Source organism: Amycolatopsis sp. MEPSY49 (assembly GCF_051337345.1).
Lineage (GTDB): Bacteria > Actinomycetota > Actinomycetes > Mycobacteriales > Pseudonocardiaceae > Amycolatopsis.
The window spans coordinates 249,477-261,677 of the sequence record NZ_JBDLYJ010000012.1; the positions used below are offsets into that span (position 1 = coordinate 249,477).

10 protein-coding genes are annotated in these 12,201 nt (G+C 73.9%); 3 read left to right on the forward strand and 7 right to left on the reverse strand.

The features are described from left to right. Nucleotide 1: 1 nt before the first annotated feature. The 6 genes from ABFJ78_RS39600 to ABFJ78_RS39625 all read right to left on the reverse strand — a co-directional run bounded on the left by ABFJ78_RS39600 (nt 2) and on the right by ABFJ78_RS39625 (nt 7,099). Complete coding sequence (locus tag ABFJ78_RS39600; RefSeq protein ID WP_436392589.1) at nt 2-3,229, reverse strand: WXG100 family type VII secretion target; 3,228 nt, start codon at nt 3,227-3,229, stop codon at nt 2-4. Then, nucleotides 3,229-3,546, reverse strand: a complete 318-nt coding sequence (locus ABFJ78_RS39605) for a hypothetical protein (RefSeq protein ID WP_436392590.1) — start codon at nt 3,544-3,546, stop codon at nt 3,229-3,231. Before ABFJ78_RS39605 ends, ABFJ78_RS39600 begins: the two co-directional genes overlap by 1 nt. Further along, a complete protein-coding gene (locus ABFJ78_RS39610) occupies nt 3,543-3,806 on the reverse strand; it encodes an acyl carrier protein (protein ID WP_372672530.1) in 264 nt (87 codons plus the stop codon). The genes ABFJ78_RS39605 and ABFJ78_RS39610 overlap by 4 nt, the downstream gene beginning before the upstream one ends. Then, complete coding sequence (locus ABFJ78_RS39615) at nt 3,799-5,439, reverse strand: fatty acyl-AMP ligase (protein ID WP_436392591.1); 1,641 nt, start codon at nt 5,437-5,439, stop codon at nt 3,799-3,801. The genes ABFJ78_RS39610 and ABFJ78_RS39615 overlap by 8 nt, the downstream gene beginning before the upstream one ends. Before the next feature lie 166 nt (nt 5,440-5,605). Further along, nucleotides 5,606-6,547, reverse strand: a complete 942-nt coding sequence (locus ABFJ78_RS39620; RefSeq protein ID WP_436392592.1) for a sigma-70 family RNA polymerase sigma factor — start codon at nt 6,545-6,547, stop codon at nt 5,606-5,608. Between the two features lie 36 nt (nt 6,548-6,583). Continuing rightward, nucleotides 6,584-7,099: a bifunctional nuclease family protein gene (locus tag ABFJ78_RS39625; protein ID WP_125307654.1), complete on the reverse strand. Its 516-nt coding sequence runs from the start codon at nt 7,097-7,099 to the stop codon at nt 6,584-6,586. A 161-nt stretch (nt 7,100-7,260) separates the two neighbouring features. On the opposite strand from ABFJ78_RS39625, the gene ABFJ78_RS39630 reads away from it, so the two are divergent. Beyond that, complete coding sequence (locus ABFJ78_RS39630; protein WP_436392593.1) at nt 7,261-7,731, forward strand: SRPBCC family protein; 471 nt, start codon at nt 7,261-7,263, stop codon at nt 7,729-7,731. A 249-nt stretch (nt 7,732-7,980) separates the two neighbouring features. Next, nucleotides 7,981-9,414: an MFS transporter gene (locus ABFJ78_RS39635; protein ID WP_436392594.1), complete on the forward strand. Its 1,434-nt coding sequence runs from the start codon at nt 7,981-7,983 to the stop codon at nt 9,412-9,414. Here the strand turns inward: ABFJ78_RS39635 and ABFJ78_RS39640 are convergent. Continuing rightward, complete coding sequence (locus tag ABFJ78_RS39640) at nt 9,342-10,745, reverse strand: PLP-dependent aminotransferase family protein (RefSeq protein ID WP_436392595.1); 1,404 nt, start codon at nt 10,743-10,745, stop codon at nt 9,342-9,344. The genes ABFJ78_RS39635 and ABFJ78_RS39640 overlap by 73 nt on opposite strands. Before the next feature lie 80 nt (nt 10,746-10,825). On the opposite strand from ABFJ78_RS39640, the gene ABFJ78_RS39645 reads away from it, so the two are divergent. Beyond that, nucleotides 10,826-12,040: an MFS transporter gene (locus tag ABFJ78_RS39645; protein ID WP_436392596.1), complete on the forward strand. Its 1,215-nt coding sequence runs from the start codon at nt 10,826-10,828 to the stop codon at nt 12,038-12,040. The last annotated feature ends 161 nt before the right edge of the window (nt 12,041-12,201 follow it).

The window sequence follows — 12,201 nt, forward strand, 5'->3', positions numbered from 1 at the left end:
CCTACCAGGTCCGGCGAGCGGACGGCGGGTCTTCGTCGTCGTTCAGGGAGCCGATGATCCGGCGGCCCGGCTCGCCGAGGTTGTCGAACACCGCGCCCTCGATCCGGTACGCGGGCGACCGCCGCTCGGTGTCGCCCCCGCCACCACCGTGGGCGCCGCCCATCGCGCCCATGCCCGGCATCCCGGACATCGGCTGGCCGCCGGTCCCGGCCGACGCCCCCGCCGGCGCGAACGCGGCCGCGGGCTGCGCCTGCCCCATGCCGGCACCCGCGCCGCTGTGCACGCCGCCGGACACCGGTGTCTCGCCGAGCCCGGCGTGCGAGTCGAACCCGGCCGAGGACAGCCCGGCGCCGCCGTGCGGGCCCCCGCCGATCCCGGCCCCGGCGCCACCGCCGCCGTGGTGGGCGCCGGCGCCGCCACCCTCGTGCCCGCCCGGCCCATCGCCGGCGTGGTGCGCGCCGGAGCCGCCGCCGTCGGACGACGACCCGAGGTCCTCGAGCGTGCCGCGATGGGTGGGCAGGTCGTCGTCGAGTTTCTTGCCGGGCGTGTCGCCGAGGACGTCCGACGGCTTGCCGTCCTCGCCGAGCGTGTAGGTCGTCGGGGTGCCGCTGCCGTCGTCGACGGTGACGACGGTCGGCCCGTCCGGACCGTCCGGCCGCTCGGCGGTGATCTTGAGGTCGCCGTCCTCGATGTGGATCTTGCCGTCCGGGCCGGGGCAGTACGTGTCGTCCGTCCCTTGTGGACTCTGCCCGTCGGCGTCCGTGGACCAGTCGAGCTTGAAGTCCTTGACGGCGTCGGTTCCCGCGCCGACCTTGATGTCCATCTTCCCGTCGTGGTCGGGTTCGGTCATCTCGAAGGTCTTGTCGCCCTGCTTGACCTTCAGGGTGTCGGGGGTGTCGTCGCCGTCCTTGCCGTCGGCGTCCTTGCCGTCTTCGCCGAGCAGGCCGTCCGGCTTGCCGTCGCCGTCGGTGTCCTTGCCGTCGGGCTTGCCGTCGCCGTCGGTGTCGAGACCGTCGGGCTTGCCGTCCCCGTCGATGTCCTTGCCTTCGCCGGATCCGGTGTCGCCGAGTCCCGCGCCGTCGCCGGAATCCGTCTTGATCCCTTCGCCGCTGAACTCCTTCAGCGCGTCGGCCGCCTTCTGCTTCGCCTCTTCCGCGGCCTGCTCGGCCGCCGCCTTGCCGTCGTCGCCGGACCCACCGGAGCCGGACCCGCCACCGGAGCCCGAGCCGGAGCCGCCGCCCAGGCCTTCGCCACCGCCGAGACCGCCGCCCCCGGAGCCGGAACCGGCGCTGTCGCCGGACTCGGTCTGGATCCCCGGGCCGCTGAACTCCTTGAGCGCGTCGGCGGCCTTCTTCTTGGCCTCTTCGGCGGCCGCGGCCGCGGCGTCCTGACCACTGGACGAAGGCGGCGGCACGGACGACGGCGACGTGTCATCGGAACCCGAGCCGGAGCCCGAGCCCGAACCGGACCCGCCGCCCAGGCCTTCGCCACCGCCGAGGCCGGCGCCACCGCTCCCGCCGCCGTCGAACGAACCCAACGCTTCCGAAGCCTGCTTCTTGGCGGCTTCCGCGGCCTCCGCGGCCTGCTTCTTGGCCGCCTCCGCAGCCGCCTCCTGGTCGCCGCCCGACGAACCGGAGCCACCACCGGCCGACCCGGCACCCGAAGGCGTGTCCGTGTCCGGGATCGGCGGCACGGAACCGCCACCCCCGGACCCCGACCCGCCGGAACCCGATCCACCGGACCCCGAGCCCGAGCCGGAACCACCGCCCGGAATGCCCGAGCCACCGGCGCCGGAGCCACCGGACCCCGAACCGTCACCCGGGATGCCCGAGCCGCTGCCCGAACCGGACCCGAAGCCGCTGCCCGCCCCGGAACCGGAACCACCCCCGGCCCCGGAACCACCGCCGGACCCGAAACCGCCGCCGGAACCACCCGTGCCCGAGCCGTTCCCGGTCCCGTACCCGTTGCCCGCTCCGGAACCGCCACCGGCGCCGCCGGCGCCCGCACCGCCCGGGCCACCGGCCCCGCCCGTACCGGACCCACCGGGCAGCGAAACGCCCTCGAACTCGTTCTTCACCGCGCCCATGACCTTGTCGAGCGCGTCGTAGGCCTGGTCGACGAGGTCCTTCGTGTCCTTGCAGGTCTTCTCGAAGCCCTTGTACAGCCGGTCCCACATGTCGGGGTTGAACTGGTTCTGGATCCACTGCTTGGCCAGGTCCTGGCCGTGCTTCTTGATCTCGTCGCCGTCGCAGCAGCCCTGGTCGTTGAGGGTCTTGACCAGGTTGGTGCCGAAGTTGAGGTCCATCCAGCCCGCGATCTGGGCCAGGTCCTGCTCGTTGCCGTGCTCGCCGCTGGCGACCGCGATGACCTTCTGCGCCATCGTGTAGTCGGCCTTGCCGACCAGGTCGGTGTACATGCCGATGACGGCGTCGGCTTTGCCCTTGCACAGCTGGAACACCGTGGTCGCGGTGGTCTGCGTCGCTTCGCTGACGTTGCCGAGCGTCTGGGCGAGCTTGGCCGCCTTCGGCTGGATCTTGTCGTTGTAGGTGTCGGCCGCGGCGTCCGCGCCCGCGCCGCTCCACGTCTTGTAGAGCGTGCCCAGCTGCGAACCGGTGTCCTCGACCGTCCGGTCCACCGTCTCCGAGCCGGTCTTGAAGTGCGCGGCGTCCTGGATGAAGTGCTCGAAGCTGATCCCGCGCTGCTCGTCGAACGGCGCGCGGATGTCCTTGTCGAGGTCGAGCGCGCGCGTGTTGCCGCGGCAGTCGGCCGGGATCTTGGCCAGCAGCGACCCGAAGGTCTCGAACAGCTTCAGCGCGGGCGCGGCGGCGTCGAAGATCTCGTCGGACGTCTTCGTCCCGGTGGTGCCGCCGCCGTCGGCGGCCGCGGGCGGCTGGGTGCCGTCGAGCTTCGACTTGCCCTCGTCGACGGCCTTCTTTTCCTGGTCTTCGTTGTAGGAGTTCTGGTCACCACTCGACTTGGCTTTGTCGAAGGCCTCGTCGACCGACTGCCCGGCGAAAAGCGGGTTGGCGTTGTACGCGTTCGCGTACTTCTCGGCTTCCTGCCGCTTCTGCTTGATGTCGTCCGGTTCCTGGTCGGCCAGGAACGGCGGGGGCGGCGGGTTCTCCCGCAGCCAGCTGCTGATCAGCGCGCTCTTCTGCGGGGCCGGGACGCTGGGGTCGTCCAGCAGCGCCTTGACGTCGGACCACTTCTTCTTGTTCTCGTCGGCCATCAGAGCGAGCCCCCGGCGTTCGTGATCGCGCCGGCCTGGTTGTCCTCGTTGGCGCTGTAGCTCGATCCGGCGGTGCCGAGGTTGGTGCCGAAGGAGCCGAGCGTGCTGCTGTAGCCGGAGACGGCGGCCCACAGCGCCTGCGCGCCGGCGGTGTACTTCGCCGCGTGGGCGTTGTGCGCCCGGCCGAACCCCTCCGCGGTCACCTGTGGGGTCTGCAGGTCCGGGTTGTCGTCCAGCAGGTGTTCCGCCAGGTCCCCGATGGTCTTGGACGCCGTCGACAACGCTTCCGTCGTCGCGGTGTACCCCCCGCCGCTCATTTCCGAGCCTCTCCTGTAGATCCGCCAGTTCCCAGGGCTTCCGCGAGCACGGCGGCCACCGAACCCACGTCGGTGAACCGATCGAGCTGGTCCAGGTCGATCGTCACGCCGTAGTAGACCTCCAGCGCCGCGAGGAGCTTGATCCGGCCCTTCGAGTCGATGCCCAGCTCCTCCAGCGGCGCGTCGGGCTCGACGAGGGCCGGGTCGAGCCGGAAGGTCTCGCTGACGACCTTCGTGACCTCGGCGCGGTGATCACCCACGGGCGCCACCATAACGTGCCTTCGCCGCCGACCGGGCGACCTTGCCACTCGATGTGCGCGGAAGTCCGCCGGAAGGGACCAGATGTACCGCACGGAGCGTGAGATCGTGCTCGCGCGACACCGCGCGCAGCACCGCGCGGGTCACCTCTTTGAGGTCGGCGTCAGCGTCGCGGGCCCACTCCGCCACCACGACCGCGCCTTCGCCGTGCTCGTCGGCGACGCCGAACGCGGCGACGCGGTCGCGGCGGACCGCCGGGTGGGCCTCGCCCGCCGCCGCCTCGATGTCCTGCGGGTGGAAGTTGCGGCCGTCGACGACGATGAGGTCCTTGAGCCGGCCGGTGACGTAGAGGTCGCCGCGGTGCACCACGCCGAGGTCGCCGGTGCGCAGCCAGCCGCCGGTGCCCGCCAGCTTCGCGTCGAACGCGGCGGCGTCGCCGCGGCCCCAGTAGCCGGTGGCCACGTTGGGGCCGCGGAGCCAGATCTCGCCCACCAGGCCTTCGGGCTGCTCCTGTCCTTCGTGGACGATCCGCACGTCCTGCCCGACCGGACGCCCGACGGACACGAGTTCCTGGCCGTCGACGGTTTCGACGGCCCGGCCCTGCGCGAGCGTTTCGCGGTCGAACACCGCGCCGCGCGGCCCTTCCGGTCCCGCGCTCGCGACGTAGACGGTCGCCTCGGCGAGCCCGTACGACGGCCGGTACGCCTCGCGCCGGAAGCCGTAGGGGCCGAAGACCTCGAGGAAGCGTTCGACCGTCCGCGGGCGGACGGGCTCGGCGCCGTTGAGCGCGACCCGCACGTCCGACAGGTCGAGGCCGTCTTCGGCGCCGGCCTCGACGGCGAGGTCGTAGGCGAAGTTCGGCGCGGCGGTGAACACGGCCGGGTAGTCGGCAAGCTGCCGCAGCCACCGCCGCGGCCGGTGCACGAACTCGGCCGGGGCCATGAACACCGCGCGCCCGCCGGCGAACACCGGCAGGCACAGCAGCTGGATCAGGCCCATGTCGTGGAAGAACGGGATCCAGCCCGCGCAGGTCGTGCCCTCGTCCACGGCGTAGGCCCGGCTGCCCTGCCAGCAGGCCGCGACGATCGCCCGGTGCGGGATCACCGCGCCGGCCGGCTCCCGCGTCGAGCCCGAGGTGTACTGCAGGTAGGCGGGGCTCTCCGGCGCGACCGGCACCGGGTCGGCGCCCGGCCCGGCCAGCTCGTCGACGACCAGGAGAGCGCCGGGGTCGCCGAACTCGCGGACCCGCGCGGCCGCGGCCGACGACGTCAGCCACACCCGCGCGCCGGAGTCGGCCAGCACCCCGCCGAGCCGCTCGGCCTGCGCGCGGTTCCCCGGCGGCATCAGCGGGACGGCGATCAGCCCCGCTGCGAGGGCGCCGAAGAACGCGAGCGGATAAGCCAGTTCCTGCCCGGCGAGGACGGCGACCCGCTCCCCCGGCTCGGCGACCCGGCGCAGCTCACCCGCGACGACGCGGACCCGCGCGGCGAACTCGGCCCACGTCACCGTGTGCTCGGCGGCGTGGCTGTGGTCCTGGTGGGTGAACAGCGGGCGCTCGTCGTCCGCGCGGGCGAACAACCGCTCCACGATCGAGACGCGCAGCACCGCCTCGGGCACGGTCGCGGGACGGGGCACGCAACGCAACCTACCGCGCGGGCCGGAGCCCGCCGAGTCCGGCCACGTCCACGACGACGGCGGTGCGAGAGAACAGCGTGCCGGCCGGGAAAGCGTGCGTCTCCGGATCGCGGTTGCCGGCGAGCGGCAGTCCCGCGGCGCCGGGCCACCGGTGTCTACTGTGGACTCAAGGCAGCACGGCCGGGAGGTCGAACAGCGCCGGCACGGCGGGATCGGCGAACACCACGTTGTGCGCCACGCGCCCGCCGGCCACGGTGAACACCTGCAGGGTGTGCAGCCGGTACACCCCGGTGTCGTCGCGGCAGTAGGCCACCAGCGCGGGCTGGCCGTTCGCGGCCGCGCGAGTCATGCGCCAGTCGCGGCCACGCATCGCGAACAGCCGCTCCAGGAACCGGCCGTAGCCGTCCGGCCCGAGGTACCACAGCGGCACCGGTGGCATCTCCATCACGACGTCGCCGGTCAGCAGCCCGACCAGGCCCGCGACGTCGGCGGACTCGAACGCGCGGACGTACCGGTCCAGGACCGCTTCCACCGCCGAGTCGTCCGGTTCGGGTACTTCGTCCACGGTCAAACCGCCCAGACCCGCGCGGGCGCGCTGCAGGGCGCTGTTGACCGCCGCCGGCGTCGTCTCCAGGAAGCCGGCCACCTCCGCCGCGCTGAACTCCAGGACGTCACGCAGGATCAGGACCGCGCGCTGCTTCGGCGGCAGCGTCTGCATCGCCGCGAGCAACGCCAGCCGCAGCGTGCCGCGCCGGGCCAGGCGCAGGCCGGGGTCGTCGAGGCGCGCGTCCGGGAACGGGTGCAGCCACGGGATCTCGAACGACGGCGTCAGCGGGGCGGCCGGGTCGTCGCTCGGCCGGCCGAGCCCCGACGGCAGCGGCCGCCGGGCCCGGCCTTCGAGCGCGGTCAGGCAGGCGTTGGTCGCGATCCGGTAGAGCCAGGTGCGCACCGACGCGCGGGCCGGGTCGTAGCCGTCCCACGCCTTCCAGGCGCGGACCAGCGTCTCCTGGACCAGGTCCTCGGCCTCGTGCACCGAGCCCAGCATGCGGTAGCAGTGGGCCACGAGCTCACGCCGGTGCGGCTCGGTGCTCGTCGCGAAGTCCGGCATGGCTCTCCCGTCACCTGGGGTACGGGAGCCGATTCTCTACAGGTCGTCGAAGTCCTCGGGACGCAGCCCGTCGAGTTCGGCGCGGAACCGGGCGACCTCGGCCTCGGTGTCCAGCACGTCGGCGGCGGGGCCCTCGGCCTCCTGCTCGACCTCCAGCTGCACCGACGCGACGTCGAGCACCTCTTCGGCGACTCTGATCGGCGCGCCCTGGCGCAGGCCGAGCGCGACGGCGTCGCTCGGGCGGGCCGACACGCGCGTACCGGAGGCGAGCACGAGGTCGGCGTAGAAGATCCCGTCCCGCACCTCGGTCAGCTCGACCGCGGCGACGCCCTGGCCGAACGCCGCGAGCACGTCGCCGAGCAGCTCGATCGTCCCCGGGCGCGGCTGCGCGATCTGCTCGCGCGCCCGCACGAGGGCCTCGGCTTCGCCGTACCCGATCATGATCGCCAGCCAGCGGCGGGCCCCGTCCGGCTCCCGCAACAGCATCAGCGGCGCCTCGCCGGGCACCGGGACGGCCATTCCCACCACCTCGATCGGGATCACGCTGACCACCGCACCCTCCGTGTAGGGACACTCCTCCGCGCGCGAGATACCCAGAACCCGCGGTCGGCAACCCGGTTCCGCGCGGGAGTTTTTCACCGTCGACTCTCCTCCGCTGCGGACTCCGCGGGAACCCCTTGCCGGGTGTGCCGGGGCGCTGTCACCGTCGGGGCGTGGAACCGACGATTTCGCGCGGCATCGACGTCCCGGCCGACGCGGGCACGGTGTGGTCGTGGGTCACCGACCTGCCCCGGATGGGCGAGCTGAGCCCGGAGAACGTCGGCGGCCGCTGGCTGGACGAGCCGGGCCTCGGCGCGCGCTTCCGCGGCCGCAACCGCAACGGCGACCTGCGGTGGTGGACGCGGGTTCGGGTCGTCGCGTTCGAGGAGAACCGCCGGTTCGCGTTCGACGTGCGGACCCCGATCGGGTCGCGGGTGTCGAGGTGGGAGTACGTGCTGACGCCGACGGCGGCGGGCTGCCGGGTCACCGAGAACTGGTACCGGATCGGCAGCTGGGTGGTCCGGAAGTTCATGGGGCCGCGGGTGACGGGCCGGGCCGATCGGCCGGGGTACAACGTGCGGTCGATCGAGCACACCCTCGCGGCGCTGAAGGCGAGGGCGGAGGAGCGGGCCGCGGCCGCTTGAGCCGCCTCGGAACGCCGGCCTCGGAACGGCCGCTCCGCCCGCTCCCGATCCCACACTGCCCACTCCCCGCCCCTCCCCGCACCAGAACGTCGCGAATGACGCATTCGGGACCTCCGGCGCCGCGAATGCGTCCTTCGCGGCACTCCGGGCCGAGCGCCGGCGGCGTGACCTCCATCGCGCCCAACTGGTCAGTCTCTTGTTGAGACCCACCTGATCCGGCTAGGTTGCTTTTTCAAACCTAGGAGGACCATGACCGACACCGCGCCGAAGCCCGGCCTCGTGCTGCTGGTCGTCTCGACGGCGGCGTTCCTCGCCAGCCTCGACACGTTCATCGTCACGATCGCGTTCCCCGGGATCCGGGCCGCCTTCCCCGGCGACGACCTCGCCACGCTGTCGTGGGTCCTCAACGGCTACACCGTGCTGTTCGCCGCCTGCCTGGCGCCCGCCGGGCGGCTCGCCGACCGGTACGGCCGGAAGCGGCTGTTCCTGCTCGGCGTCGCCGTGTTCACGCTCGCCTCCGCCGCGTGCGCCGCCGCGCCGTCCATTCCCCTCCTCATCGCCTTCCGCGCGGTGCAGGCGGTCGGCGCCGCGCTCGTCATGCCGACGTCACTGGCCCTGCTGCTCACCGCGTTCCCCGCCCACCGGCGGCCGATGGCGGTCGGCGTCTGGGCGTCCGTCGGCGCCGCGGCCGCCGCGCTCGGGCCACCCGTCGGCGGCCTGCTCGTCGAGGCGTCGTGGCGGTGGGTCTTCCTGGTGAACCTGCCGATCTGCGCGCTGACGCTGCTCGCCGGGCCGCGGGTGCTGCGCGAGACGCGGGACACCACCACCGGCGTCCCGGACCTGCTCGGCGCGGCGGGCCTGCTCGCCGGCGTCGGCGCCCTCGCCTACGCGCTGGTCGAAGCACCCGACCACGGCTGGACGTCGGCGCCCGTCGTCCTCGCCTTCGCGATCGCCGCCGTCGCGCTGGTGTGGGTGCCGGTGCGCTCCGCGCGGCACGCCGTGCCGGTGCTGGACCTGCCGGCCCTGCGCGTCCCGACGCTGTGGCTGGCGTGCGTCACGACCGGGGTGTTCGCGGCCGGGTTCGCCGCGATGCTGTTCGGCAACGTCCTGTTCCTGACGTCGATCTGGCACGACTCGATCCTGGTGGCCGGGCTGTCACTGGCGCCGGGGCCGCTGATGGTGGTGCCGGTGTCGATCCTCGGCGGCCGGTTCGTGCACCGCTTCGGCCCGGGTCCGGTGGTCGCGCTCGGCGGCGTCTCGTTCGGCGCGGGCACGTTGATCTGGCTGCTGCGCATGGGCTCGACGCCCGACTACGCCGGCGCGATGCTGCCCGGGCAGCTCCTCACGGGCATCGGGGTCGGGCTGATCCTGCCGAGCCTGTCGGGGGTGGTCGGCACGGTCCTGCCGCCGGCCCGCTGGGGCGCGGGCTCGTCGATGGTCAACACGACGCGCCAGATCGGCACGGTCCTCGGGACGGCGGTGCTGGTGGCGGTCTTCGCGGGCACGCCGGACCTGACGGACTTCCGCCACGGCTGGCTGCTGGTCCTCGCCACGGCGGCGGTGACGGCGGCGGGCGGGCTGCTCATCGCCGCGCGCCGCCGGGTCGACCACTACGTCGAGCCCCAGGCCGCATCCAGCGCCGCGAGCCCGTCGTCGATCCGCTCCACCGGGATCGAGCCGTAGCCCAGCACCAGCCCCGGTGACGGCGATCCGCCGCACAGGTCGGAAAGCGTCTGCACCGCCACTCCCGCCGCCGAGGCCCGCGCGGCGACCGGCTCCAGGTCGGTGTCGGCCAGCGCGCACAGGTGCAGCCCCGCCGCCGACGGCACCACCCGGAGCCGGCCCGCGAACCGCCGGTCCACAGTGGACATCAGACGCTCGTGGCGCTCCGCGTACACCTTCGTCGCACGGCGGATGTGGCGGGCGAACAGGCCTTCGTCGACGAACCGGGCCAGCGCCGCCTGGGCCGGGACGTCACCGTGCCAGTCCGAGAGCTGGCGCGCGGCGCGCAAGGCGTCGCGCAACGACGCCGGAGCCACCAGGAAACCCAGGCGCAGCATGGGAAGCAGCGTCTTCGAGAACGACCCGACGTACGCCACGCGGCCGCCGCGGTCCAGGCTCTGCAACGGCTCCAGGGGCCGGTCGGAGAACCGGAATTCGCTGTCGTAGTCGTCTTCGACGACGACCGCGTCCGCCTTCTCGGCCCACGCCAGCAGCGCCGTGCGGCGGGCCAGGGACATCGGCGTGCCGAGCGGGAACTGGTGCGACGGCGTGACGTACACCAGCTTCGTCCGCGTCGGCAGCGCGTCGACGTCGAGGCCTTCGCCGTCCACCGGCACCCCGACGACTTCGGCGCCGTGCGAGGCGAACAACAGCCTCGCCTGCCGGTAGCCGGGCTCCTCGACGGCGACGCGGTCGCCCGGGGAAAGCAGCACCCGGCACAACAGGTCGAGGGCCTGCTGCGCGCCTTGGGTGACGAGCACGTCGTCCGCGTCGGCGCGCACCGAGCGGGAAACGCCGACGTGGCGCGCGATAGCCGCGCGCAAACCCGCGTGGCCGCCCGGGTCGACGTAGTGCGCGAAGCCGGTCCGCAGTTCGCGCCCGAGCAGCCGCCGCCAGGTCTCGAGGGGGAACAACGCCGGGTCGGGGACGCCGACGCGGAAGTCGAACTCCGGCTCCCCCGCCACCGCGGCGGCCGGCGCCGGCAGCGAGCGCCAGACCGCCTTCGGCCGCGGCCCGTGCCGCGAAGGAGCCTTGCGCGGCTTGGGCGCGGGCAGCGAACCGCTGACGTACGTCCCGGCTCCGACGCGACCGGTGACGAAGCCGTCGGCGGTCAGCCGGTCGTAGGCGACCGCGACGGTGTTGCGCGAGACGGCCAGGCGCCGCGCCAGCTCCCGCGTCGGCGGCAGCCGCTCCCCCGCCCGCAGCCGGCCGTCCAGCACGGCGTCCCGCAACTGCCGGTAGATCCGGACCGACAGGTCGCCGCGCCCGGCCAGGCTGACGTGGAAGTCCATCCGGCGAGCCTACATTGGCCCAATCCGATCCTGGAGAATTGGATCTGGGATCGGGCCAAGTAGCGATCTACGGTAGCTCCATGACGCTGACCCAGGACCGCCCCGCGCGGCTGCTCGCCGCCGCCCAGCTGGCCGGCTCGCTCGGCGACGGCGCCTTCCTGACCTGCTCGGTCCTGTTCTTCACGCGGGTCGCCGGGCTGACGCCCGCGCAGGTCGGGCTGGGCCTCACGCTCGGCTGGGCGGTGGGCTCGGTCGCGGGCGTGCCACTCGGCCACCTCGCCGACCGGCACGGCGCCCGCGGCTGCGCGATCCTGCTGGCGCTGGCGACGAGCGCGTCGATCCTGGTGTTCCCGTTCGTCCGCACGCCGCTGCTGTTCGCGCTGGCGGCGTGCCTGTACGGCAGCTGCCAGACCAGCCTGGCCGCCGTCCGCCAGGCCCTGCTGGCCGCGCTCGCCGACCCGGACCGCCGGACGCGCATCCGGGCCCGGCTCCAGTCGGCGGGCAACGCGGGCCTCGCCGTCGGCGCCGGGCTGGGCGGGCTCGCGCTCTCGGCCGACACGGCATCGGCGTACGTCATCGTCTTCGCGCTCGACGCCGCGGCCTTCGTCGTGACGGCGGTGCTCATGCTCTCGCTGCCTCCCGTGGCGGCGTCGGTGCCGCGCGCCGGCGAGCCGAAGCTGGCCGTGCTGCGCGACCGGCCGTACGCGCTGGTCACGCTGCTGAACGCGGTCCTGCTGCTGCGGATGCCGCTGCTGAGCGTCGCGATCCCGCTGTGGATCGTCGAGCGGACCGCCGCGCCGGGCTGGACGGTGTCCGCGCTGTTCGTGCTCAACACGGTCGTGGTGGTGCTGCTGCAGGTCCGCGTGGCGGGGCGGCTGGCGAGCATCGGCGCGGCGGCGCGGATGGTCCGCCGGTCGGGCGTGCTGCTCCTGGTGTCCTGCGTGGCCTTCGCGCTGGCGGCCGGGACGTCACCGTGGACGGCGTTCGCGGTACTGGTCGTGGGCGCGCTGGTGCAGGTGTTCGGCGAGATGCTGCAGTCGGCGGGCACGTGGGATATCGGCTTCGCGCTGGCCCCGGCGGACCGGCAGGGGCAGTACCAGGGGTTCTTCGGCACGGGCGTGTCGGTGGCGCGCGCGGTCGGGCCGGTGCTGCTGAGCACGGTGGTGGTCGGGTGGGGCCTGCCGGGGTGGCTGCTGCTGGGCGCGGTGTTCCTGGCCGCGGGCGCGGCGATGGACCCGGCGGTCCGCTGGGCCCAGGCGGCCCGCACCCCGGCCGACGCCGTGGCGGTGCGCTGACCCGCGCCGCCCGCCACGCGTTGAGCCGCGCCATCCGCCACCAGCTGCCGCGCGCTGACCCGAGCCGCCCACCACCAGCTGCCGCGCGCTGACCCGAGCCGCCCACCACCAGCCGCCGCGCGCTGACCCGAGCCGCCCACCACCAGCCGCCGCGCGCTGAC